Origin of the sequence: Sorangium sp. So ce385, from assembly GCF_051474135.1 — a bacterium.
GTDB classification, from domain to species: Bacteria; Myxococcota_A; Polyangia; order Polyangiales; family Polyangiaceae; genus Sorangium; species Sorangium cellulosum_D.
In genome coordinates, this window is the sequence record NZ_CP150337.1 from 3691298 (window position 1) to 3716580 (window position 25283).

Annotated in this window: 17 protein-coding genes; 10 read left to right on the forward strand and 7 right to left on the reverse strand. The window is 71.2% G+C overall.

Features of this window, described 5'->3' with window-relative positions; all coding sequences use genetic code 11:
- Positions 1 to 485: 485 nt before the first annotated feature.
- Complete coding sequence (locus tag WME83_RS13810) at positions 486 to 1103, forward strand: Uma2 family endonuclease (RefSeq protein WP_437319744.1); 618 nt, start codon at positions 486 to 488, stop codon at positions 1101 to 1103.
- 30 nt (positions 1104 to 1133) lie between these two features.
- Here the strand turns inward: WME83_RS13810 and WME83_RS13815 are convergent, their stop codons facing one another.
- From WME83_RS13815 to WME83_RS13830, 4 genes are all read right to left on the reverse strand, one after another.
- A complete protein-coding gene (locus WME83_RS13815) occupies positions 1134 to 2285 on the reverse strand; it encodes a hypothetical protein (RefSeq protein WP_437319745.1) in 1152 nt (383 codons plus the stop codon).
- Positions 2286 to 2421: 136 nt separating this feature from the next.
- Positions 2422 to 3597: a hypothetical protein gene (locus WME83_RS13820; protein WP_437319746.1), complete on the reverse strand. Its 1176-nt coding sequence runs from the start codon at positions 3595 to 3597 to the stop codon at positions 2422 to 2424.
- Entirely contained in the window at positions 3594 to 4805 is a 1212-nt protein-coding gene (locus tag WME83_RS13825; protein WP_437319747.1) for an RNA polymerase sigma factor, read from the reverse strand. Before WME83_RS13825 ends, WME83_RS13820 begins: the two co-directional genes overlap by 4 nt.
- Before the next feature lie 253 nt (positions 4806 to 5058).
- On the reverse strand, positions 5059 to 6024 hold the full coding sequence (locus tag WME83_RS13830) for a hypothetical protein (RefSeq protein WP_437319748.1): 966 nt from the start codon (positions 6022 to 6024) through the stop codon (positions 5059 to 5061).
- Positions 6025 to 6834: 810 nt separating this feature from the next.
- Between WME83_RS13830 and WME83_RS13835 the strand changes: the two genes are divergently transcribed.
- A complete protein-coding gene (locus WME83_RS13835) occupies positions 6835 to 7263 on the forward strand; it encodes a hypothetical protein (protein ID WP_437319749.1) in 429 nt (142 codons plus the stop codon).
- A gap of 276 nt (positions 7264 to 7539) precedes the next feature.
- Here the strand turns inward: WME83_RS13835 and WME83_RS13840 are convergent, their stop codons facing one another.
- Entirely contained in the window at positions 7540 to 7713 is a 174-nt protein-coding gene (locus WME83_RS13840) for a hypothetical protein (protein ID WP_437319750.1), read from the reverse strand.
- Between the two features lie 308 nt (positions 7714 to 8021).
- Between WME83_RS13840 and WME83_RS13845 the strand changes: the two genes are divergently transcribed.
- From WME83_RS13845 to WME83_RS13855, 3 genes are all read left to right on the forward strand, one after another.
- Positions 8022 to 9083 (forward strand): IS1 family transposase, encoded by a 1062-nt coding sequence (locus tag WME83_RS13845; protein ID WP_437319751.1) that lies wholly within the window; start codon positions 8022 to 8024, stop codon positions 9081 to 9083.
- A gap of 171 nt (positions 9084 to 9254) precedes the next feature.
- Positions 9255 to 9914 carry a hypothetical protein gene (locus WME83_RS13850; RefSeq protein WP_437319752.1) on the forward strand — a complete coding sequence of 220 codons (660 nt, stop codon included), beginning with the start codon at positions 9255 to 9257 and terminating at the stop codon, positions 9912 to 9914.
- Positions 9915 to 9930: 16 nt separating this feature from the next.
- On the forward strand, positions 9931 to 10116 hold the full coding sequence (locus tag WME83_RS13855; protein WP_437319753.1) for a hypothetical protein: 186 nt from the start codon (positions 9931 to 9933) through the stop codon (positions 10114 to 10116).
- 152 nt (positions 10117 to 10268) lie between these two features.
- Here the strand turns inward: WME83_RS13855 and WME83_RS13860 are convergent, their stop codons facing one another.
- Both WME83_RS13860 and WME83_RS13865 read right to left on the reverse strand, forming a co-directional pair.
- Positions 10269 to 10640 carry a hypothetical protein gene (locus WME83_RS13860; protein ID WP_437319754.1) on the reverse strand — a complete coding sequence of 124 codons (372 nt, stop codon included), beginning with the start codon at positions 10638 to 10640 and terminating at the stop codon, positions 10269 to 10271.
- The gene (locus WME83_RS13865) at positions 10637 to 11200 is read right to left on the reverse strand and encodes an RNA polymerase sigma factor (protein WP_437319755.1); all 564 of its coding nucleotides are present in this window, start codon (positions 11198 to 11200) and stop codon (positions 10637 to 10639) included. Before WME83_RS13865 ends, WME83_RS13860 begins: the two co-directional genes overlap by 4 nt.
- A gap of 914 nt (positions 11201 to 12114) precedes the next feature.
- Between WME83_RS13865 and WME83_RS13870 the strand changes: the two genes are divergently transcribed.
- The 5 genes from WME83_RS13870 to WME83_RS13890 all read left to right on the forward strand — a co-directional run bounded on the left by WME83_RS13870 (position 12115) and on the right by WME83_RS13890 (position 25155).
- Positions 12115 to 16089, forward strand: coding sequence for a hypothetical protein (locus WME83_RS13870; protein ID WP_437319756.1), 3975 nt, complete (start codon positions 12115 to 12117; stop codon positions 16087 to 16089).
- A 125-nt stretch (positions 16090 to 16214) separates the two neighbouring features.
- The gene (locus WME83_RS13875) at positions 16215 to 17915 is read left to right on the forward strand and encodes a phage tail protein (protein WP_437319757.1); all 1701 of its coding nucleotides are present in this window, start codon (positions 16215 to 16217) and stop codon (positions 17913 to 17915) included.
- Positions 17916 to 17949: 34 nt separating this feature from the next.
- Positions 17950 to 20031: a phage tail protein gene (locus tag WME83_RS13880; RefSeq protein WP_437319758.1), complete on the forward strand. Its 2082-nt coding sequence runs from the start codon at positions 17950 to 17952 to the stop codon at positions 20029 to 20031.
- 30 nt (positions 20032 to 20061) lie between these two features.
- Positions 20062 to 23124, forward strand: coding sequence for a DUF6603 domain-containing protein (locus tag WME83_RS13885; protein WP_437319759.1), 3063 nt, complete (start codon positions 20062 to 20064; stop codon positions 23122 to 23124).
- A 33-nt stretch (positions 23125 to 23157) separates the two neighbouring features.
- A complete protein-coding gene (locus tag WME83_RS13890; RefSeq protein ID WP_437319760.1) occupies positions 23158 to 25155 on the forward strand; it encodes a hypothetical protein in 1998 nt (665 codons plus the stop codon).
- Positions 25156 to 25283 lie beyond the last annotated feature (128 nt).

A 25283-nucleotide genomic window follows, 5' to 3' on the forward strand; every position in this document is an offset into this window, starting at 1 on the left:
TGAGAGGCAGTGTAGCGACGTCCTCGGTTTGCGGGAAGGCCAGCAGGGTATCGGGTGTGGCATGTCACGGTTCGAGGGCGTGACATGTCACGGTTCGAGGGCGTGACATGTCACGGTTCGAGGGCGTGGCATGTCACGGCTTCAGGCGACCGTGCCGGTACGAGCGGAGTCCTGTGACGCGCCGGGGACCACGCACCGCGATCTGGAGCCCGAGAACATCGTCAGTGGCGATCGGCGTCCAGCGCAGGTAGGCGGCGGCGCGGCGGACCTGGTAAGCACCTGTTCCGGGAGCGCGACGCGTCCGGGGAGCCCCCCTTTCGAGGCGGGCGCATCTGGGCGTGACCGTTCGAGCCGTCCCGGCGATGGCGGCTCCGCATGGTATGACCGGGGGAGGCTATACTCCCCCCATGCAACCCGCCGCGCACGCGCGTCGTCTCCGTCACGTTCGCGCGCCGTCCCCACTCCACTTCCCGGAAGAGGCGCTCGTGCCGGAGACCAAGCGCCACCTCGAGATCAGGACGCTGCTCTATCTCGTGCTCAAGGCCTTCTCGGATCGAGCAGCGATCGGATCCAGCCAGTTCGTCTACTGGTCCGCGTCCGACCCGAGCCGGTGCCTTGCGCCGGACGCGTTCGTCCGGCTCGGCACCCCGGACACGCCGTTCGGCTCCTGGAAGATGTGGGAGCGCGGGGCCCCCGAGCTCGCGGTCGAGATCGTGAGCGAGCACGACGCGGATCCGCAGATCTGGGCGGAGAAGCTCGGCAAGTACCACGAGCTCGGCGTGCTGGAGCTCGTCGCGTTCGACCCCGAGGCCGCGCCCGGGGAGCGGCTGCGGGTCTGGGATCGCATCGACGGCGATCTGGTCGAGCGGGTCGTCGAGGGGGAGCGCAGCCCGTGCACGGTGCTCGATCTGCACTGGGTCGTCGTCCCGGCCGCGGGCCAGCCGGCGGCGCTTCGGCTCGCCCGCACCCACGACGGTGCGGAGCTCGTCCTCACCCCCGAGGAGGCCGAGCGCCGGCGCGCGGAGGCCGAGCAGGCCGCCCGCGCGTCGGCGGAGCGGCGCATCGCCGAGCTCGAGGCCGAGCTGCGCCGGCGCGGCGGCTGACCGCGCGGACGCGGCGGCGGCCGTGCAGCCCTATGCCTGGCAGCAGAACGTCGACGGCTCGGCCGGCAGCATCTCGCCGACCGGCTCGCCGCCGCTCGGGGCGCAGCCGCCGGGGTCGACGGCCACGAGCTCGGCCGACTTGCTGCCGAGGGCGACCCCGGGCGGCGTGACGACGCAGAACGACGCCATCGAGCTGACGAGGCTGGATGCGACCTGGTCCGCGCACGCGCCGTCGCTGTAGACCGAGGCCATGATCGTGCACGACGCGCCCTCGGGCGCCCCGCAGCCGCACGCGGAGCAGCCGCGGGTGTCGTCGGCGCCGCCGTAGAAGACGTGGCGATCGAGGTAGGGCTCCTCGCACGTCACGTCGCCCTCGTGGAACACGCAGGTCAGGAAGCCGCCGGGCGGCGGGACCCCGGGCTGCTCCGGCGAGGGCATGCAGGTGCTCCGGTCGCCCGGGCACTCGGTGTAAGCGCCGGGCAGGCAGGCGAGCGCGCGCGTTCGCCAAGGATCGAGGCGGGCCGGCGGCGGCGGCTCGTCGACCCTGGGCGTGCACGCGCCGGTCACCAGCACGGCCGGCGCGTCGACCGAGAGCGCCTGCACGCACGGCTGCCCGCCGCAGTCCTGACCGGCGGGGATCGCGTTCACGGCGGTGCAGGCGCCGTTCCAGGCCTCGGGCGCCGCGAAGGAGGTCACGACGGCGCCGGAGGCCTCGCCGGCGCACGTCGTCGCCGTGTGAGCGGACCAGCGGAGCGGGAGCTGGCACGACGCCGTCGCCGCGTCCGGCGGGTCGCACCGGCAAGCCGCGCAGGCGAGCGGCTCCGGCGCCAGGTCGGCGAAGCCCTCGTAGCCGACGTTCGGCGCGGCGGCGGGGCAGCCCGGCGCCTGGTCCGGCGGGCCGAACCAGAGCAGCACCGGGCCGAACCAGCCGAGCGGCGCCGGCGGGATGCAATCGCCGGCGCAGGCCTGCTCCTCGCCGCCGCCGGCACCGCCGCCGCCGGCACCGCCGGCACCGCCACCCCCGGTGTCGCCTGCGTCTCCGGCATCTCCTGGGCCCGCCTCGGGCCAGGGGCAGCCCGGGTAGCCGTACTCGCTCGGCTGACAGGGACCGTAGATGGTCGGAGTTTCGCCGCAGCCCAGGAGCAAGAGGAGGCCCATCAACGAAGCGGAGCGGATGCGCATGTCGAGCAGCTTATGAGGTGTCTCTGCATCTCCACAATAGGCAGGTCCGCTCCAGTTATCAGCTGTGTTTGTCATTCCCGGGACCCTTTAAAGATTCTCTCCAGATGCTCGTGGCAGACTCATTTCTCAGGTCCCTTCAGTAGGTGGCCGTGACGCTCAACCCGAAGGCCGCGCCGAGCGGCGATGACGTCCAGCGGAGCGGCGCTGGCGTCGCCCTGTCGTGGGCTGCGCGCTTGAGCGCCGCCTCGTTCACGATCCAGGCTGACTCGGCGTAAACCTGCGCGGACCACCTGCGGGAGAGGGGCCACTCGGCACCGAGGCGCGCCCCGAAGCCGAAGAGGGCGTCGCTGCGCGGGCTCATGGTCCATGGGTCCCGAGGGGTGAATCGGACGGCGCCGAGGGTGGCGAGCCCGCATCCGAACAGCGGGCCGCCGCGGTAGCAAGCCAGCGTGGCCGCCGTGATAGCCGTGGTGCCCAGGGGTGTGCCTGCCACCACCCTGTCCAGGGAAACGAGCCCTCGCCCTTCCACGGCGATCGACCAGTCGGACCGGCGAACGCCGAAGGACAGCGTCATTCCGGTCGCAGCTCCCGGCGTGATCCCGAGGCTCAGGCTCGCTCCGAGCCCGGCTTCCAGGCGCAGCCGCTCCGGCGCAGCCGCCGGTGGCTCTGGCCGCGGCGGCGCCCCGCCCGGCTCGGTCGGCCGTGGCGGATCCGGCGCGACGCGCCGGGCTTGCGGTGACGGCGCCGAGGGCGTGGGCGGCGGCGAGGACGCGGGCGGCGGCGAGGACCCGGACGGCGGCGAGGACCCCGACGGCGGCGAGGACCCGGACGGCGGCGACAGCTCGGGCGACGGAGCCGCCTGCTCCGGCGCGCCGAGGAGCTGTGCCGCGATCGCGAGGGCCACGCCGGACAGCAGCTCCTCGCAGCCGCTCCGGGTGCTGAACCCGTAGGCCCACTGGGTTTTCCCCTCGCGGTCGCGCAGCGCCAGCGAGGCCGTGAGCTCGGGTCCCTCCCGCGCGATGTGGATCGTGAGCGCGCGCGGCGCGTCGTCCTCGAACGGGTCGGCCCCGAGCCTGCGCGCGACCTCCGCACCCAGGAACGTCTCGTCGGGGCAGCCCTCGGCGCCGGGCCCTCGCTGGACCTCGATCCGCACCGCAGGCGGCTCCGGCGCGGCGCGCGCCTCCGCGGCGCAGAGCAGGACCATGACGGCCAGGGCGGCGGCGCGTGCCGGGCGTCGCGCGCCCCGGAGCGCTCCGGCGGCGCAGCGGAGAGGCCGCCTGCCGAGCTCCGGTCGAGCCCTGGGCCTGCTCATCGCGACGGCTCCCTTTCAGGCGCGCCCTGCTCCGGTGGGGCGGCGAAGCGTGTCCGGACGAGCGTGCGGAGCCGCTCGCGGATGGACGTCAGCCGGCCGAGGGGAAAGCGCTCCTCGTGCGCGTCGAGCTGCCGGAGCGTCCCGGCGGGGTCGCCGGCGGAGAGGCGCTCCTGCGCTGCGTCCAGCAGCCGGCGTTCCTCCACGAACGCGTCCTCCCGCCCGCCGGCCGGCGGCAACGCCCGCGGAGCGGGACGGCAGGGCCGGTGCAGCGCCTCGGTTGCCGGAGCGACGGCCAGCGGCTCCGGCGCCGGCTGCGGCGCGGTCGCTGCGAGGGAGGCGCCGCGCGCGGGCAGCTCGCGCAGCGCCGCCCCGAAGCGGTGAGCCCAGCGCGGCGGCGGCGGCGTCAGGGCGAGCTGCGCGGCCGCCGTCGCGACCGCGCCCGCCGCCGCCCACCCGAGAGCTCGGGCGATCCGCACCGAGCTGCGTCGCAGGATCGAGGGCGCAGCCAGCGGCGGTGCTGGCGCACGGGGTGTGGATGCCGGCGGTCGCGACGCGGGCAGCGCGGGGGACGGCGGCGCCTGGGCTGGCGATGCCGGCGCCTCCGCGTCGTGCTCCTGCGCCAGGAAGCCCGACGCCAGAGGAAACGGGAGCCAGAAGGCGCGCAGCGCCTGGCGCTGCTCCGGGCGCAGCCGCTCCACGGCGGCGCGGTAGTCGTCGCGGGCGAGGCGAAGCCGGTTGCTGGCGGTGTTGTATTTGAGGCCGAGCTCGCGGGCGATGTCGACGAGCGGCACCTCGTAGGCCTCGTACATGACGAGGAGGACCCGCCGTTCGGGATCGAGCGTGTCGAGCACCTCGGTCGCGAGCTCCAGCCGCTCTCGGTTCGCGAGGTGCTCCTCGCCGCTCGGCGCGGGGTCGACCGCTTGGCGCTGCGACACCAGGTGCAAGCCGGCCGGCACCTCGCGGCGGCGGTGGGCGCGGTCCAGGTGATGGCTGACCTTGTTCAACGCGATCCCGATCACCCATCGGGCTTCAGGGCTGCGCCGCTGGCGCTGGCCCTGCATGCGTGGCGGGCCGGCGGCGGAGGGGGTCTCGCGATGCGTCGGGGTCCAGTCGGGGTGGAAACGGTCGAGGCTCTTGTACGCCGCGAGCAGGACCTCCTGCTGCAGGTCATCGACGTCGGCCTCGGCGACCCCCAGGAGTCGCAGCAACCGGGGGAGAACCTCCGTCGCGGCAGCGTGAATGGAGTTCCAGATGTCGTCGCGGGATCTGCTCATATCTAGAATTGCGGGGAGCTTTCCCGGTCCGTTTGTGGAAACGCACCGCCGGCGCAGGGGCCGGGGGCGCCCTTGGTCGCAGCTGGGCGATCGTCATGGACCGGTCGAGCGGCCCTCCGGGAACCGGAGGCGGCCCGGGCGGGCGAGCTGAGCTTGGCTCCGGCGTCGGACGCGGTCTGGGGAGGGGTTAGCCCACGGCCGGCGCGCCGTTGGGCGCGGCGCCGGGAGCCGGCGGGGTCGCCGTGCCGGACGGCACGCCGCCGGGGGCCAGCGGCGCGGCCGTGCCGGCCGGCGTGACGGGCGCTGGCGGGCCGGGCGGCGCCGCCGGCCCAGCCGGCGCCTCGTCCGGCGGCGCTGTCGCGGTGTCGGTGTCGGTCGACGGCGTCGCGCGGCCCGTGCGCCCCTTGTAGAGCGACGGGGCGATCACGTCGGCGTCCTCCTCGTCCCAGCGCAGGTAGGCGACGGCGCGGCGGACCTGGTCGTAGGCGTGGACGAGCAGCGAGAAGGCGCGCGCCCGCTTGTCCGCGGCCTCGGTCGGCCCGGGTCCCTTGCCGTGCTCCCTGATTCCGAGGGCCGCGAGCAGCTGCGGCCCGACCTCCCCGGCGCGCTTCACCTCCTCCTCGGTCGCCGCCGTCCTGCCGGCGATCTCGGACCAGCTCGCGCTGAAGAGCGCCGAGAGCGCCACGAGGTCGTTCGCCGTGTCGATGTGCCCTTGCCCCGCGCGGATGTCCGCGACCGCCTCTGCGTCGAGCAGGCCGCGTCGGGCGAGCGCCTCGGCGTCGCCGAGCAGGTTCTCGCGCAGCGGCGCCGCCTCGGCGAGCAGCGGCTTCACCGCGCTCTCGGCATCTCCGGTGGCGAGCCACAGGAGGTGCGCGTACCACGCGGCGAGCGCGTAGGTCTCGAGCCGGTCGAGCAGCGTGATATCGAATGTCGGCAGGTGCTCCGCGACGGCGGGGCGCAGCGCGCGGAGACCGGGCAGCACGCCGAGCACCTGGGAGACCACGCGGGGCACGTCGAGGTTCAGGGGGATGAGCCGGTCCGGGCGCAGGGCCTCGATCTCGGGAAGCGCCTTGTCGAAGGCCGCCGCCGCCTGGGGCGGGGCCGAGGGCTTCTTGGGAGCGGGCTTTTTCTTGACCGAAGAAGATTTCGCCATGAGGGGATCACCTCTCGCTTGTCTCCATCGCCGAGCCGTGGAGGACAGGAATGGACACGCCCTCTACCCCCCGCGATGGACGTTGTTATGAGCGCCCGGCGCGCGCCGGACGTTCCGGCCAGGCATAACGACGCGTCTCCATGCGTCAACGCGCCTGGCAAGATCCTGACGACAGGCCGCCCGAGCTCGTGAGCTTGCGCGTGGGCAGCGCGGCAGCCCTGCCAGGAGCGGTTCCGGTCCCGGAGGACGAGCTCAGCGAACCTGTTCAGACCGTGTCCGGTGGGTCCAGGGCAGCGCGGCAGCCTTTCCCGGACCGTGTCCGGTGGGTCGAGGGCAGCGCGGCAGCCCTGCTCGGACCGTTTTCGGTGGCGGGAAGGCAGCGCGGCAGCCTTTCCCGGACCGTTTCCGGTGGCGGGAAGGCAGCGCGGCAGCCCTGCGCAGACCGTGTCCGGTGGGTCGAGGGCAGCGCGGCAGCCTTTCCCGGACCGTTTCCGGTGGCGGGAAGGCAGCGCGGCAGCCCTGCGCAGACCGTGTCCGGTGGGTCGAGGGCAGCGCGGCGGTAGTGCTCAATTTTGAGCAATGGGCCCCGGTCCGCCTTGACGGTCGATCCGGTGCATGAGCCACACGTAGCGCCCGCTCGCTGTCTATATCCCACCTGTCCACCTTCGGTCGGCCAATGTGAGCAAGGTGCACCGCTGGGTCGATCGGCATCGCGATGCTAGCCGCATCTTCGGCTAGCGATGCGGCGCCCGTAGATGGCACGGGCTCCAGATTGCTCGCCGGGGCGCCGGACGATATCGTCCACTGCCGATGGACTTCCCGTACGAGATCCTCGGCGTCCCCGCCATCTTCGTTTTCGCGTTCATCTACGGGTGGGTGAAGCGGCGCGTCGAACTGCGGGCTGCCGAAGCGAGACGCCGCGCAGAGCAAGAGGCGGCGGCCGCCGAAGCGGCGCGTCACGCTGCGGAACAAGCTGCCAGGGAGCAGCAGCGGTGGAACCAGCTCTGTGGACGCTTTGGCCCTGACTTGGCCGCACGCATCCACCGTGGCGAGCTGTGGGTCGGCATGACCGCGGAAATGCTGACGCATTCGAAGGGTTCGCCGGAGGACATCGACGAGAAGGTCCTCAAGACCAAAACGAAGCACGTCTACAAGTACGGCCAGACGGGCATCAACCGGTACGCGCTCAGGGTCACACTCGACAACGGCGTTGTGACTGGGTGGGACGACAAGACGTAAGGCGCCCCGATACGCTCGCCTCACGCCCCGTCTGCCACCGTGACCGCCGCCACGCGAGTCTCGCCCAGTCGGCGATCACAACCCCGAGGAATCCGATGATGCGGTGCATCGAGAATGACGCAACTGCGCCCGGCGATGAGGGTGCGCGCCCGCCCGACTTCTACACGTATGTGTGGCTAGACCCCGATTGGGAGCGGCGCTACCTCGCCGCCTCCCCAGAGAAGCAGCGCTCCATGCGCGCGAGCGGCGTCAAAATCCAGTACCGGCACGCGCCGGCTACGACAGGTCGTCTGACGGCTCCTTCCCCTCGTAGACCGCTCCACACGCCTGGCACGTGAAGCGGCCGCCTGGCCTGATCTGATTGAACGGGACCGTCATCTGGTGCCCGCAATTCTCACAGATGATCTCTGCCGGCGGGATCTCGTCGAAGCCTTCGAGCTCGATCTTCATGGGTGCCTCCCTGTTGCGCGAGGCTACCACGGGCGCGGCGCCGCCCGCTGGCGCTAGCGACCAACGACGCGAAAGAGCCGTCAAACAGGCTGTAAACGCGCACGTTGGCTAGGACAACCCGTGTCCTATCTGCTCAGAAACGCCGGGGAACATAGGCGTTTCGTTGCTATCTTACAGGGTACTTAGCAAAGCGCCCTGCCCCCGGCTGGTCCCCGGAGACAGGGCTGCGGAACACCGGACGGTGGCCCGTCCAGCGCACGTCGCAAGGCGCAGCATGAGGCCATATCTGGGGAGAGGCAAGGCCCTGCATGGCACACGTGCTGCCGATGGCGAAGCGCGTCGAGGTCGTGGCGCATCTTGTCGAGGGAGCGGGCATCCGGCCCACGTCGAGGCTCACCAGCGTGAGCCAGCCGGCGATCCTGTCGCTGCTGCTCCGGGTCGGCGAAGGCTGCGAGCGGCTCCACAACCGGCTCGTGCGCGACGTCGACTGCCGCACGGTCCAGGTCGACGAGATCTGGAGCTACGTGCAGAAGAAGCAGGCGCGCGTCGTGCCGGGCGACTCGCCGGAGGTCGGCGAGGCGTACGTGTTCGTCGGCATGGCGAGCGCGTCGAAGCTCGTCATCGCCTACCGGGTCGGCAAGCGCGACGAGGCGAACACCAGCGCCTTCATCCGGGACCTCCGGGCTCGGCTGGTGACCGTCCCCCAGCTCTACAGCGACGGCTGGGTGTCCTACGTCGCGGCCGTGGGAGCATCGTTCCCGGGCTCGGTCGACTACGCCCAGGTCGTCAAGAACTACAGCCGGAAGGCTCGCCGGGACGACGATCACCGGTACGAGCCCCCGCGCGACCCGTTCATCACCCGCACGCCCGTCTTCGGCGTGCCCGACGTGAAGCGGGCGAGCACGAGCCACGTCGAGCGGCAGAACCTCACGATCCGCATGCACATCCGCCGGTTCACCCGGCTCTGCAACGGGTTCAGCAAGCGCCTGCCGCACCACAAGGCGGCCGTCGCGCTGCACATGGCGTTCTACAACTTCTGCCGCCCGCACGAGGCGCTGCGCGTCACTCCGGCGATGGAGGCCGGGCTGACCGACCACGTCTGGAGCATCGAGGAGCTCGTCGCGGTGGCGCTCGCCGAGACGCCCACGGAGCCGCCGACGCCGAAGGCGCTGAAGCTGCCCGAGCAGCCCGCCGGATCGCCTGCGGCGCCCGCAAGGGCCCTGCCGAACGGGCGTGGGTTCCTGCGGCTGGTCGGGAGCGCGCCGGCTGCGCCGGTGGCGCCTACGCCGCCTGCGGCGAGCAAGCCGGAGGCTCCGCCGTCAGAGCCGCCGCCGAAGCCGGGCTGCTGGGAGCAGATGAGCCTGTTCTAGCCATCGTTCGAGGCCGTTGAGGCGCACGACAGGATTCTGTACATTCGCCACAAACCCGTGGCGCAAGAACGCACAACCTTTCCAGGGCTCTCTCGCACGCCGTGGACAGCGACCGAGGTCACGCGAGTCGGTGCTCCAGCCGCTGTCGCCCTTGCTGGATCCATCGCTACCATGGCGATGAATTGGCCTGGTGAAACACCGCCAACGAACACATTTATCGGCGCCGCCGTCAGCGCCCTGGCGGTGTTTATCACTACCATAATCTGTCTAAACGGCGCCAGACACAAAGACAAAAAGCAGGCGGACCACGAAAGCCCAAAGGACCTAACTGCGTGTCTTCACGTGATGTACAGCGTACTCAAGAACGTAGGAAAGATTGGTGACAGCGAGGCGGAGCGACAGACTCTGCGGATAACTGTCTACAACGTTGTTGGAGACGAGTTGGTGCAGTGCGTTCACTACGTCGGAGGAGACGGCGGAGAACCGGGACGCAAGGTGTCTCTTCGCGCTGGAGTGATCGGGCGTGCCGCTATAACCGGAAGGCCAACCAAGGGTGAGTTGGTCAATACCGACGGAGACAAGTTCATCGAGGAGATGACGCACAAGTGGCATTTCAAGAGAGAGGAGGCTGAAACTCTCTCGATGACTAGGCGCGAATGGCTAGCGATTCCGATAAAGGGAGGCAAACGAGGCGGAGCAAGCAAGGTCATCGCGGTCGTGTACTTGGACTCAAGCAAGAGAAAGTTCTTCAACAAGAGAATCGAAACTATCGCAACCGCTGCTTGTTCAGGGTTGACATCCTACATCGAAAAGCGTAATAATGAACGATGAGGCGGAGGTGTGTGCCATGAACAAGAACAGAAAGCCTGGAAGCAGCAGGTCCCAGCACGGCTCAACCTCGAAAGAGATGATTGTTGGCGAGCGAGTGATCTCGGACCCCGGCTCAGTTATGCTGGTAACGGAACTTGTGCTCTCTCCCGAGGCAGAGCGGGAACTTACGACGAGTGCGACGGAACTCGGAAAGGTGTGCTGACGTCGCGACGCAGCGGCGCCGCGAGCGTCCGTCGATGACGCATACATTGGGGCCCGTCATGGGACGGGTGCTCATCGGCGCCACCTCTGGATCCGCATGGCCAGCATGGCGCGGGCGATACGGAGCCGGCTCGCCGCTGTGAACTGGCTGGGCTACCCGCCGTCCTCGGCCATCTGCGCCATGACGGCGATCTCGCGCAGGACCTCGCCCGGCGCGCGGCCCTCGATGCGGGCGATGGCCTCGACGGCGTCCTCCAGGCGATGGGCGCTGACCTGCGGTCCCTCCACGTAGCGGTCGTGGTAGCTCGGCCGGTTGTGCCCGTCCGGCCCGATGGGCGGGAACCACAGCACGGCGACGCGCCATGGCCGGACGGGTATGGAGACGTGGAACGCGCGGTAGCCGCGCGCGCTCAGGTAGCGCTCGACGTCGTCGGGCGAGACGCAGCGCGTGACCGGTCGGGCGGGGAGCGTGAGCGTCACGCGGCGCGTCGGGTCGCGGAACATCAGCGGGACGTAGCGGCTCATCGGCGCCTCCTCAGCCGCAGGGCCAGCGTCTCGCGGGCGATCCTGAGCCTTGACGCAGCCGTGCCCGGCTTCATGCCGCGCCGCCGGGCGTACGCAACGAGGCTCTCCGGCTCGTCCACAGAGAGCAGCGCCTCCCGCTGCCAGTCGGGCAGGTCGGCCAGCGCCGCCAACACCTCGCGCGCCTCGATCTGGGCGTGTAGGTCGATGCCAACGGGCTCGCGGAGCCTGCCGAGAGGCTGCGCGTGAAGCACCGCTCGCCGCACCCACGCGCTGTGCAGGTAGTGCCCCGTCTTGCGCCACGCGATGCCGTACAGCCACGCGCGGAGCGCCTTGCGGGCGTCCTGCGCGGGCGCCGGCCGGTACATGCCGCGCTTCACCGAGCGCCACGCGCCGAGCAGGATCTCTTGCTCCACGTCGGCACGGTCGCGCTGCGGCACGCCGCTGGAGATGAGCACGGCGACGATGACGCCGCGCTCTGCGAGGAGCGCCTCGATGCTCGGTCGCTTCCGGCAATGTCGCGCGGCAGGCGGGCTCTTCGCCCCCTTCCGCGGGCGCTTCATGCGCTCCTCCCGCACGTCGGGCAGCGGTCGGCCGCCGTGGGAGCCCCCAGGAGGCGATCCACGGGCACGCCGGCGGCGCGCGCCGCCTTCGCGGCGAGGCCATGCGTCGTGTTCGGGTGCGAGCCGTACACGAAGTTTGTGATGGTCGCTTGGGGACGGCCATGGCGGCAGCGAGGCATGCCCAGCTGCCGAAGAGCCCGCGCAGGTTGCGCAGGGCGGCGCGGAGGCGCATCGCCTCCACCTCGGTCAAGGACGTGGAACGGGGACCGCGGCGTGTAGGTACACGTCCGCCTTGCCCACCGTCGGGTGGGATCAGGTACAACTGCATCGTCGGACCTCGTTGTCGCGGGGTTCGGCCACGCAGCCCGGAGCGTTGGCGCGCTCGCGGGCTGCACTTCCTTGGGCCGACCCTACGCGGCGAGATCGTCAGTCGCCATGCCGATCAGGCAAAGTTGAGCACTGAGGCTCAAAGTTGAGCATTACCAGCGCGGCAGCCTTTCCCAGACCGTGTCCGGTGGGTCAAGGGCAGCGCGGCCGAGAGCTTCGCGCCGACTGAGCTTGGCTCCGGCACCGGAAACGGTCTGGTCGGGGTCGCTGCGCTTGCGCGCCGGCGCCGGGCGAAAGCTGACACCGTTTCTCCTCGTGGCCGTGCGCTCCACGCGTCATGTCGCTCGTCCGGCGCGTGGATCGGCTGGGAGGGCCCGGCGCCCTCGCTATCGCGCGTCCGCGCCGGCCGCCATGGGACCAAGGTCCCATAGAAGCGGCCCGGCGCTCGCGGCTACGTACGACGCGCCTCGGCGATGCGCGGACAGCGCGCCTCGCCGGTCGCCGCCCTGCGTTCGGGGCGAGGGCGGGGCCCACCAGACGACGCTTCACCAACAACCCTGATCGACGGATCGCGGAGCGGGGCAGACATGACGGCAACGAGCAACGCGCAGCGCTTTCTCCGGGTTCCTCTCCGGCTACAGGCCATGTGCCTGGACGACGGCGACGACGACGCCGCCAAGGACCGAAGGCGTGTGGTCCGGGCCATGGCGGACTACCGCCGGCTGCCGTTCAGGGCCGGAGGGGTCGACTACGACGACAACCCCAACCTGAGCGAGCACATCCTCGCGCCGCCGTTCTCGCGGGATCTGCCGCTCCTGCCCGGCATCCACCTGCACTGGCTCCTGCCGGACGCCCTGGCCCGGGGGGAACACGAGGCGCAGGGGACGCGGTTCCCGCACGTGCCGAACCGGTGGCTGATCCTGCGCAGCGGCGGGGGGCAGCCGGAGCGGCAATGGGTGGTGGAGAGCGATTACCTCTACCCGGAGGGCTGGGGCGACGAGATCGAGAGCGAGGGGGAGGCGCCGGTCAACGTGATGGCCGTGCCCGATCCGGCGCCGGGAGAGGGGTATCGCTATCGCTTCCTCGGGCGCGCCCTGCCGCTCGCGGAGTGGCGCACCGAGCACGCGAAACCGGAGAACGACTACCTCGCGGCGCTCACGGCCGTCGGGCCCGAGACGGAGGTCGCGGTCCTCGATCCGGTGCGGGCGACGTTCGCGTCGTTCTACCCGAACTGCCGCACCGTGTTCGGGTTCCGGGACGAGGACTTCCCGACGCGCACGCCGCCAGCGGGGCTGCGTTACGACGTCATCGGCTGGTACGGCGACCCGCCGCGCGACTGCCTGGCCCCGCTGCTCGCCGCGGCCGACACGCCGGCGAAGCTGAAGGCGCTGCTCGAGGAGAAGCTCGAGTGGACGCTCGCGGCGGCCGAGCCGGGCGAGGCGCTGCCGCAGGCGACGCTCTTCCACGCGCGGCTCACGTTCGCGCCGGGCGCGCGGGCCGCGCGGGATGTCGTCCGCGACCTGCCCCCGCCCGCGCTCGCCGTGGGGCAGACCGAGACGGAGGCGCTGGCCGCCTACCTGGCCTACCTGCACGCGCCCGAGAGCAACGAGGAGTCCCTCGCGAAGCGCCGCCTCATCGAGGACCAGCTCGAGGCGCTGCAGCTCGCGGACCGGCTGGAGGGGCACCGGCTCGACCTCGACGCGATCCTCTACGAGGCGCGCCACGAGCGGGGGTTCGCCTCGCACGCGGCCGGCGTCCGGTGGGCGGTCCAGCCGGAGACCGAGGGCGCGGGGGACCTGTTCGCGCGGCTGCGCCGGGCGCCGGCGCGCGCGGCGCGGGCGCAGCCGCCCGAATGGGCGGGCCTGCTCGAGGCGCTGAACACGCTCCAGGACGAGCACCAGCGCGCGCTCGACGAGCTCGAGCACCTGCGCCAGCGGATGTACGTCCGCTGGCACGCCCTCGTGAACGCGAGGGAGGTCGTGGGCGTCAACTTCTTCGAGGGCTACGTCGTGCCCGTGCGGCGCCGGCGCACCTCCCTGGGGCAGCTGGCGCTCGAGCAGGACGAGGCGACCGGCGGCTTCCGCGCCCGCGTCGAGCCCGTGGTCCACCGGATCGTCTCCCGCCTGAGCAGCTACTACGCCGACTACGTGGCGAGCCTCAACGCGGGCGCCCCCTTCGATCTGGACGAGTCGGGCGACGATTACTGGGTCTGGCCCGTCGAGTTCCCCAACTGCATCGACGAAGCGTTCAAGCTGTCCGCCGATCACACGGTCGTGGTGCTGCAGCGGGACGAGGCGTGGGAGATCCACGACCGCGGCGTCGTCTATCCCGTGCGCGCGGACGCCGAGGGGCTCCTGCTGGAGATCCCGCCGCCTTCGTCGTCGATCGCGAGGCGGCTCGCGGCGGCGCTCGAGGCGCTGCAATCGGCCGTGCTGGCGTACAACGCGACCGAGGCGGGGGCGGCCGCGCCGTTCGCCGTGCGCACGCTGCCGGCGGCGCCTTATTACGAGCCGGCCGATCCGGTCCTGCTCATCACGGGCGAGGCGGCGGCGGGCGCGATCTGGAAGGGCGGCGCAGACGACGATCTGCTCCCGTGCGACCGCGTGGACGCGGCGCTCGACCTGGCGGCGCTGCCGGACGCCACCGTCGCCGCCTTGCAGGCCTACCTCGCAGGGCTCGGCGAGGACGAGGGGAACGTCTGGGCGGAGCCGCCGTGGAACCCGTTCCTGATGCACTGGTCCTTCCACGTCGCCTCCTGCGGCCGCGACGAGAACGGCGACTACGACCCCGAGCTCGTGCGCGCGCACTACAAGCTCGACACGCAGGCGGTGGATCACGCCCTCCTGCCGGGGCAGGAGGACAGCTTCTCGTCGATGGTCAGCAGCTACACGGGCGTCAGCCTGCTGACGCCGTCGGCGGGCCTGGAGGTGCGCGAGCGCCTCGTCCACTACCTCGATCACGGCGTCTTGCAGGTCTACTACGAGGAGCACGACGTCCCCGACGACGAGCGAGGCAAGGGCTACCTCGAGCAGCACTTCGCCGAGATCAAGGCCTGGTACCTCGGGCAGACGACGCCGGCGCCGGGGATCGAGGACCCCGTGTTCACCGCGCTGTGGGCCTACGAGGAGCTGGAGCGGGCGCCGTGCCTGGCCCAGTCGCTCGGCAACTTCAACAAGGTGCTGCTCCTCCGCGAGCCGACGATGCAGCTCGGGATCGCCTTGCCCACGGCCCGCGACGACTCGGAGGATCTCTTCTACACGGACACGGCGCGCGACGCGATGGGCCGCAGCATCCAGCGCCGGCCGCTCGCGTTCGATCGCTTCAACCCGCTGCGCGCCGGGGCGATGTCGATCACCGGCCTCACGCTGGTGGACACGTTCGGGCAGGCGAAGGACGTGGTCGACCTCGAGTCGTCCGGCGACGCGAAGGTCATCACCACGACCGACCAGACGCCGTCCGAGGGGCTCCTCTACCACGTCCTGCTCACGCCCCGGCTCTCGCAGCCGGCGCGCCTGCGCTTCGAGTGGCTGCCGGCGGAGCCGCTGGAGGGCGCGCGCCAGCGCACGAGCGAGCACCCGGACACCAACCCGGTGTGTGGGTTCCTGCTGGTGAACACCCTCGACGGCGCGCTCGCGGTCTACGACAAGGAGGGCCGCGCGCTCGGCGCGCTCGACCGCGGCAACACGTGGCGCACCGCGCCGGAGAGCGGCGGCCGGGTGCGGATGGACGCGCGCGGCGACTTCCAGCTCCCGAACGCTCACCTCGATCGGGTCGTCAAGCACGTGCGCGCTCAGGGCCCGGACTTCCTGCGCCTCTTCCTCTCGGCGCAGCGGACGGCGCTCGACACCATCGATCCCGAGGCGAACGCCGCGAACCCGGGCCGGGCGCTGCTCGTGGCGCGGCCCGTGGCGGTGGTGCGAGCCGCGTTCGCGCTGGAGCTCCAGGGGCCGCCGGCCTTCGATCCGAGCGCGGTGGCCGACGTGACGGGCGAGGGCACGACCACGACCCGCGGGCTGGAGCAGGTGAAGATCCCCGTGCGGCTCGGCGAGTTCGCGCAGCTCGACGACGGCCTCGTGGGCTACTTCCTGGAGCAGGACGACGGGTCGTACGCGGAGGGGGTGTTCTACTCGCCGCAGCTCCGCGCGATCGGGCACGACAAGATCCATACCTACGCTGACGGATCGCTGCACATCGAGCGCACGCCCGACGGGCCGGAGCAGCGCGTGACGATGCTGCTCGACCCGGGGGGCCAGGTGCACGCGACCACGGGCGTGCTGCCGAGCTCGCAGCTCCGCCTGGCGCCGGCGCACTACCGCGAGGCGCTCGACGCGATGGAGGTCAGCTTCCTGACGGCGCCGCTGCTCACGGACCAGGGGGCGCTCCGGCTGGAGGTGCCGCGGCAGCCGGGGCACGTGTGGTCGTGGGTGACGCAGGAGGCCGGCGGCGACTGGGCCGAGACGAGCGCGCTCGCGCCGCCGAACGCCCGCGCCGCGTTCGCCGCGCCGCAGGAGCTCCGCGAGGGCTGGCTGATGCTGCGGCGCACCGAGGGATCGGGCGGCTAGGGCGATCTCGACGTCATCATCGAGCATCGACCCCACCTGGCGAACCCGAAGAGGGGCTCTGGCGGGTGCGGTTCGTGGCGAGCGAGCGAGGGGCCGCGCGGCCTTTGGTGGAGAGGGAAGACATCATGACGGAAGAGACCAATAAGAAGATGCCGTTCGGGTTCGAGGTCAGCTACGAGCTGTTCAACGCGCGCGGCGAGCGGCTACGGAACACGCTGCTCCTCGAGAACCCGGGCGCCGGCCACACGCTCCGGCTCGACATCGCCAACCTCCTGACCGACGAGGCGATCGTCCTGTGCCAGCGGCCATCCGCGGGCGAGGTGCTGGGCGCGCACCACTTCCGGCTGCGCTTCGCGGCGGGCGCGCTGGCCGCGCGGGAGACGCGCGTGGTGGGGGCGGACTGGGACATCCGGCGCGTCGACCGCGAGGACGGCTCGACGGACGTGTACGTGGCCTGGCGCAGCCCGGACGTCCGGATCGCGCCGGGAGACCGGCTGATGCTGCTGGTCCAGGGCGTGTACGCGAGCCCCGAGGCCGCCGCCGAGGTGGTCGTGGACCTCTCCTGGCCGGCGCTCGCCGTGCCGGAGGGCCCCGATGATCCCAACGTCTTCCACCTCGTCCCGCCCGAGGGCAGCGCGGGCTCGGACTGCGCCCTGGCCCAGCAACTCGCCCTCGGCGTGCGCGACCGGAGGGGGAGGCCGGACATCCCGCTTCGGGCGTGCTTCGAAGGGTCCAATCAGGTGATCAACTACCCCACGACCCCGAACACCACGCTGACCCTTCGTCTCGTCAACAGCGCTTCGCCGCAAAGCCAGGAGATCCTCCGCTTCCACCACGACCCCGATCCCGCGAAGAGCTCCCGCCTGGTCGTGGCGCTGCCCGTGGGGACCGCCGAGGCGCAGCCATGGGCGCTTGGTTCCGAGTCTTTGCTAGAACGTACGAAGATCACGCTCGCCGACTGGACGGTCTCCGGGCCCACGCTGAACGCTGACGGCGACCTGCTCGAGTGGGAGCTCACCCCCACGAAGGACGTGACGATCGCGCCGCGGGAGTCCCTCACGCTGACGCTGAGCGACATGGCGACGACGCACCCGAGCGGGACGGCGTACCTCGATCTCCGCTACAGCGCCATTCCCGGCTACTCGGACGGGGAGATCCTCTGCCCGATCGAGAAGTCGCCGCTCCGCTTCGGTCGGAGCGGCACCCACGACAACGTCGGGATCGCACATGCCGAGCCGTCCGCTGTGCTCCACCTGCACAGGGGTGACATGCTGATCGATACCGGTGAGATCCAGCATGCCCAGCCGTTGAAGTTCCGGTCCTTTCACAAGACCCTCGACGACAACCCCGTCGCGCAGTTCTTCAACAAAGAGGATGAGCTCCTGATGTCGCTGTCTTTCCTCGGAAGGTTGCGCTTGGGCTCGGTATGGGCGGAGTTCCAGAGCGCGCACTCGCTCACGTTCCGCTCCGGCCTGGCGGACGGCCAGGCCGTGGCCCGCTTCCTCAAGCAGAACGAAGCGGTTCCCCTGATGGAGCTGCTCGGCGACGGGACGTTGCGCCTCCTGCGCGGCCGGTTCAAGGACGCTTCCGGCTTCGTGGTCCCGGTGGGCACCGTCGTCGCCTACGCCGGCACCGCGCCTCCCGCCCCCGAGGGATGGCTGATGTGCGACGGGGCCGAGCATGACAGCAAGGACCACCAGGAGCTGTCTGACCTCCTCGGCACCACCTATGGCGACGCCGCGGAGGGCAAGTTCCGTGTCCCCGACCTGAGCGCGAGCGCCCAGACGCCGACGAACCAGATCCTCCACCACATCATCAAGACCTGACCCCGGCCGGCAACCCAAGGAAGAGGGAACGACGATGACGTCACAGACTGAAAAGAAGATGCCGTTCGGGTTCAAGGTCAGCTACGAGCTGTTCAACGCCCGCGGCGAGCGCCTGGAGAACGTGCTGCTCATCGAGAAGCTCGGCTCCGGCCAGGCGCTCCAGCTCGATATCCTCAACATCCTGACCGACGAGACGATCCTCCTGCGCCAGCGGCCGTCCGCGGGCGAGGGGGCGGGCGCGCACCATTTCCGGCTGTGTTTCCCGGCGGGCGCGCTGGCCTCGCGGGAGACGCGCGTGGTGGGGGCGGACTGGGACGTCCTGCGCATCGACCGCAAGGACGGCACGACGGACCTGTACCTGGCCTGGTGCAGCCCTGACGTCACGATCGCGCGGGGAGACGGGCTGGTGGTGCTGCTCCAGGGCGTGTCCGCGACGCCCGACGCCGGCGCCGAGGTGGTCCTGGACCTCTCCTGGCCGAAGATCTCCGTCGTGGAGCGCTTCGACGCTGCCAATGTGTTCCCCCTCAACCTGCGCGGTCCCGGGCAGGGCGGGGACTACCTCCTGGAAGACACGCTGCGCCTCGGGGTGCGCGACCGGCGGGGGAGGCCGGATATCCCGCTGCGGGTACGCTTCGACGGGCCGAGCCGGGTCCTCAACGTGGACAACCAGACGAACACGTTGACCCTGCGCCTCGTGAACAGCGCCTCGCCGAGGAGCCAGCAGAAGCTCCGCTTCGTCTACGACGCCAACCAGCCGGAGCGGACATCCCGCCTCGTGGTGGCGCTGCCCGTGGGGACCCCGGCGGCGCAGCCGTGGGCGCTCGGCACCAAGGACCAGGTGAACGGGGTTTCGGTCGCGCTCGCCGGCTGGACGGCCTCGGGTCCCACGGAGAGCGCCGACGGCGATCTGCTGGAGTGGGTGCTCACCCCCGGGAGCGCCGTGGAGCTCGCGCCGCAGGAGTCGCTCACGCTGACGCTGAGCAACCTCGCGACGCTGCACCCGAGCGGGACGGCGGACCTCGAGCTCCGCTACAGCGCCGTGCCCGGCTACTGGGACGGGGAGATCCTCTGCCCGATCGAGAAGGCGCCGCTCGTCTTCGGCCGGGGTGACGAGCGCGACCGCATCGGGGTCGGGGGGAACGCGCCGGACGCCAGGCTCTACGTGCGCAACGGAGACCTGCTGCTCGACAGCGGCCAGCTCCAGAACACGGGTCCGCTCAGGTTCCGGTCCGATACGGATAAGAATGGCGAAGACCAGGTCGCGCAGTTCTTCAAGCAGGAGGCGGAGGAGCCTCTGATGGAGCTGCTCAGCAATGGCAAGCTGCGCCTCGGCGTCGGCACGACGGCGCCCGGCAAGCTGACCCTCCACGGCACCAGCGGCGTCAGCAACGAGCCGGTCTTGTGGGCCGACGCCCGCACCGGATCCCAGGCCAGGGTCGAGCTCCCCGGGGACGTCCAGCTGCGCGAGCGCGCCACGAGCAACCTGGCCTATCTCCAGGCATGCGACGAGGGCTCGACGCGCGACATCGGGCTCGTCCTGCGCACCCAGAAAGGGAGCCAGCGCGTCGATGCGCTGCGCCTCACCCCCGAGGGGAGGGCCAAGGACAAGACCGGCTTCCTGGTCCCGGTGGGCACCATCGTCGCCTACGCTGGTGCCGCGGCGCCTGAAGGTTGGCTGCTTTGCAGAGGGGAGGAGAAAAAGAAGAGCGACTACCCGGAACTGTACGCAGCCATCGGCGACACGTACAAGGGATCTTCTCCCCCCCCGAGCGATAGCTTTCGACTCCCCTCCCTGGCAGCCCGGGTGCCGATCGGTGTTCATGGTGAATATTCTCTGGGAATGATGGGGGGAGAGTTCACGCATGTCCTGACCACGGAAGAGATGCCGGCTCACAGCCATACGGCGACTGATTCCGGGCATACCCATCAAATCAATACCGTTTCCGGCGAGGACAACGACGGCAGCGGTTTCTTTCCGAATGCCGATACGGGGCATGGCCAACAACAAACCACACACTCCGGCAGAGCAAACATCTCCATCGCTTCCGCCGGCGGAGGGCAGCCCCACAACAACATGCAGCCGTACACGGTTGTCAACTACATCATCAAATACTGACCCTCAGCCAGCGGACCCAGGAGGCATGCCATGGCCCTTGACATCGTGATCGGCGAAGACGAACTCGCCAGCATCCGGACGCTGCGCGAGGCGCTGCACGTCCAGTTCCAGGTGGACTTCTTCCCCGGCTTCCTGGGCACCCTCGACGAGCAGCTCCCGCTCCAGAGCGCGGAGTTCTACGCCAACCAGCAGAAGAACCAGTACGAGATCGCCTTCGCGGTCGGCATCAAGGTCTCCGAGGACAACGAGGGCGAGGCCCAGCACCTGATCCTCGGGATGAACATCGTGATCAAGCCGGACCCCATCGGAGGGAAGCGCCCCGCCGAGTACGGGGGCAAGATCGATGTCCCGGTCTCCGACGATGTCCGGCTCGTGTTCGAGGGGCAGTTCACCAGCAAGATGGGCGACATGTACGTCGCCCAGCTCAACGTCACCGGCGAGCCGGCCATCCCCCTGCACGCCCTGTTCGGCGGCGTCGCGCCGGGCCTCGCCGCGCTGATCCCGGAGGAGCTCGAGATCCCCCTCGGGGGCAACGTCGTCGCGGTCGTCACGGGGCGCGTCGGCAGCGGCCTGGGGAGCAGGATCCTCGTGGGCGTGGGCTTCCACGCCGGCGTGAACCTCGGGCAGCTGCCGCTCGTGGGCCTGTACTTCGAGGACGGGAAGGCGCAGGCCGACTTCACGCTCGAGCTGCTCGCGACGACGCACGACTGGACGCACAAGGAGCTCAAGGCGCTGAACGGGGTGCTGGAGGACCTGGAGTCTCCGTTCCTCATCCGGCCGTCGAGCTCCAGCGCGCAGGACCTCACGCGCGGGGCGCACCTCGTCGGGTACGCCGCGTTCGGGGACATCCGGCAGACGTGGTACACGCCGCTCCGGCCGCGCTCCGGCTCGTGGAACCCGTTCCTCGCGGCGGCGGGGCGGTCGGCCGGGCGCGCGCCGCGGAGCGCGCCGGACGACGCCCTCGTCACCGTCGGCCAGAACGGCGCCTGGATCGACGTGCAGCGCGCCGTCGGCCCGGTGCACTTCGCGCGGCTCGGCCTGACGTACAGCGACGGGGCCGCGGAGCTCGTCCCGGAGGTCGTCCTCTCGGTGGGCCCCCTCCGCCTGCTGCTGAACGGGGTCTCGGTGCGCCTCCCGCTGCCCGGGGGCGACCCGGAGCTCCGTCTCGACGGCTTCGGCCTCGCCTACGAGAACGACGCGCTGCGGGTCGGCGGCGCGTTCCTGCGCAGCGAGCGCGACGGGTACGAAGAGTACGCCGGCATGGCCGCGCTGGAGCTCCGCCTCAAGGCGAGCGGCGGCAAGCCGCCCGCGTCCATCGGCCTCGCGGCGATCGGGGCCTACGCCTACGTCGAGGAGCGGCCGTCGCTGTTCCTGTACGCGACCCTCAAGTACCCGCTCGGCGGTCCGCCGTTCTTCTTCGTGACCGGCCTCTCGGCCGGCTTCGGCTACGGGCGCTCGCTCGAGGACCCCCGCCTGGAGGACGTCGCGCGCTTCCCGCTGGTGGCCCAGGCGATGGACGGCTCCGGCGACGACGACACGGACGACCCCGGCGTGGTCGCCGCGGGCCAGCTCCGCGAGCTCTCCCGGTACATCAAGATCGCGCCGGACGCGGGCTTCCTGGCGATCGGGGTCAAGTTCACCTCGTTCAAGATGCTCGAGGGGTTCGCGCTGCTGACGGCGGAGCTCGGCGACCGCTTCGAGCTCGGCCTGCTCGGCCTCACGCGGCTGGAGGTGCCGTTCGGCGTCCCGGAGCCCCTCGTCGTGATGGAGACGGCGCTGCAGGCGCGCTTCGCCCCGTTCGAGGGGACCCTCCTCGTGCAGGGGCAGCTCACGGACGCGTCGTACCTGCTGTCGCCGTCGTGCCGGCTGACGGGCGGGTTCGCCTTCGCCACCTGGTTCGCGGGCGAGAGGGCCGGCGACTTCGTGTTCACGATCGGCGGCTACCACCCGTCGTTCAAGGTCCCGAAGCACTACCCCACGGTGCCGCGCGTCGGCTTCGACCTGAGGCTCGGGAGCACGCTGTCGCTCCGGGGCGAGGCCTACATGGCGCTGTGCGCCCACGCGGTGATGGCGGGCGGCAGCTTCGCGGCCGATTTCGAGGCCGGCCCCGCCTGGGCGTCCTTCCGCATGGGCGCCGACTTCCTCATCTGCTGGAAGCCGTACTGCTACGACGTGCACCTGCGCCAGCACTTCAAGTTCGGGCTGGGACCCCTCTCGGCCAGCCTGGGCGCCGAGCTGCACGTGTGGGGCCCGGACCTCGGCGGCTACGCCAAGCTCAAGGTCTTCCTGTTCTCGGTGACCGTCAGGTTCGGCAACCGGGACGCGTTCGGGCCGGTGCCCATCGAATGGCCCGAGTTCCGCGCGTCGCTCCTGCCCGCGGACGAGGAGGTCTGCAGCATCGCGGTGGCCGAGGGCCTGATGCGGCAGGTCAAGACGGTCACGGGCGATGCGCTGTGGGTGGTCAACCCGAAGGACGTCGCGCTCACGATCGACTCGGTGATCCCGATCAAGGAGGCCTACCACCCGGGGGTGAGCTCGCCGGCGAGGGGCAACGCCGCGTTCGGCGTGGCGCCCATGGGCGTGACGGCGGGCAACCTCCGGAGCGAGCTCCACGTCTCCATCTGGCGCGACGGGGTGGGCGTGGAGCGCGACAAGTTCACGCTCACCGCCCTGCAGCGGAGGGCGCCCGCCGCGGTGTGGGGGGAGCCGCGGATGAACGGCGACCGGCTGCGCTTCCCCGACGTCAACGGGACCCCGTTCGTGGAGGGCGCGCTGAGCGGCCTGCGCATCGAGCCCGCGCAGCCGCCGAAGGGCGGGGACACCGACGACGTGGCCGTGAGGCTCCTGCTGTTCGAGCCGGGCGACGCCCTCGGCGCCCACGCCTTCGCGGCGCTGCCCGCGTTCCGCGCGGCCGCGGGGGACGACGCCGCGCGCCGCGCGGCGATCCAGGGCTCGATCGCGGGTCACGCAGGCAGGGACGTGCTGCTCGCCGCGCTGGGCTTCGACCCGGCCGCGGACGTGGCGCTGGACGCGGGCGTCGCGGACACCTTCGTGTTCGCCCCGCAGGTGAAGGACACGAGCGCCGCCGCGTAGGCGGCGCCCACCACGGATGCACGAGGGAGAGCCATGCCGTCTGTCAATTTGCGCGCGTTGCGAGGGTCGGGGCTGCGCGTCCGCGGGTCGCTCCGGACGCCGAGCGAGGACGGGACGATCGAGTTCCTGGAGTTCCACCAGCCGGCGCTGGAGAGCGGGACGTACAAGGTCGAGATCCAGCAGATCCTCGAGGCCGCCGGGAAGATCCCGAGCCACGACTTCCCGAAGCGGCGGCTCATCTTCGCGGTCCTCGGGGAGCGCTTCGGCCCGCTCGGGCCGGAGGACATCGTGGCGATGTTCCCTCCGCCCGGCAGCGTGGGGGAGCACGCGAACGTGCTCCCGCACATCACGCTGAGCCGCAGCACGCTCCCCTGGGAGCGCCTGCCGGGCCTCGTGGACGAGAACCGCTCCTGGATGGCGCTGCTCCTGTTCCGCGCGTCGGACTTCGTCGACGAGGGCGTGGAGAAGCCGCGGGTGCAGACCCTCACGCTGGGCGAGCTCATCGAGACATCCGCGACGACGGCGCGTTTCCCCAAGGGGGTGGCGCTGGAGGAGGGGCAGCAGGCGTCGGACGAGGTCACGGTGATCGACGTGCAGTGGAAGACGCTGCAGCACCTCCTGCCGACCGCGGCGGAGCTCGCGCTGCTCGCGCACGCCCACCAGCGCAAGGACGGCAACGAGGTGCCCGAGGGGGACCTCGACGCGACGGTCGTCTGCAATCGCCTGCCCGAGCCGAACGGCACGAGCACCGTGCACCTCGTCTCGCTGGAGAAGTGCTACCCGAACGGGGTCTTCCATGCTCAGGGCGCCGGGCCCGACGAGTGGATCCGGCTGGTGAGCCTCGCGAGCTGGACGTTCGACAGCGTGGACCCGGAGCAGAGCTTCAGCGAGCTGCTCAAGGGGCTCGACCGGGCGCCGGCCGAGCTGCGGGCGCCTTTGCCGGAGGCGCTGCCGCCGGCGAGCCCGGCGGCGCCGTACCTCGAGCAGGGCTACTTGCCGCTGCCGCACCGGATGCGCCGGGGGAGCAAGAGCGTGTCGTTCTACCGCGGGCCGTTCGCGCCCGGGATCGGCGCGGAGGAGGTCAAACTGCCGGCGGAGTGCGCGGACGAGCTCGTGCGCTACGACCCGGACACGGGCATGTTCGACGTCTCGTACGCGGCCGCGTGGGAGCTCGGGCGGCTGCGGACGCTGGCGAACACGCGCGTGGCGCTGGAGCTGCTGCGCTGGACGCGCGAGAGCGCGCAGCAGCGGCACGCGATGCGGCAGCGGGCGGCGCGGCGGCTGCCGCTGCGGCAAACGCGGTCGGAGCCGGTGGAGATGCCGGAGGCCGTGGCCGAGTGGCTCGCCGACCTGGAGCACCTGGTGGGGCTCCCGTTCAGCTACCTGGTGCCGGACGAGCGCCTGCTGCCCGTCGAGGGGCTGCGGTTCTTCTGCGTGGACCCGGCCTGGGTGGAGTGCCTGCTCGACGGGGCGCGCAGCGTGGGCCGCGTGACGAACGCGGATCTCGAGCACGCGCGCACGGTGCGGGCGAGCCGCTCGGAGGGGCCGCAGCGGGTGAGCGGGTTCCTGATGCGGTCGAGCGTGGTCTCGGGCTGGCCGGCCCTGGTCGTGGAGGGCTACCCGGAGCGGCTGCCGGACCCGAGCGTCATCCCGCCGGCGACCGACGCGCTGACGCCGCTGCGGTTCGACCGGCTCGCCTCGGACGCGCTCCTCGTGCTCTTCGCGGGGGAGGTGAAGACGCTGGACGTGTTCCAGGCGCCGGAGGCGATGCACTACGGGCTCGACGCGCAGGAGGCCGGAGGGCAGGAGTTCACGAAGAACCTGCGGGACCCGTCGGGGGTCAGCCAGCCGGAGGCCGTCGTGGTCCCGTGGCGCCACGCGGACAGGCAGGTGGTCGACATCGCGGGGCTGGCGGAGCGGATGAAGGCGGCGCTCGCGCCGGTGCGGGCGGAGCTGCCCTTCACGGCGGCGCAGTTCGCGCTGCAGATGATCGAGGGGACGGAGCGGGTGCGATTCGTGGCCAGCAGCTGAGGCGCGGGTCGCGGTGGGGACGGGGCTCCCGGCCGTGAACGTGGGCGGCGAGGTCGTGGTCGACAGCAAGGTCGAGTCTCGCTGGATGCGCGCCCCTCGGCGGCCCGTGTGAAGTCGCCGCAGCCCGC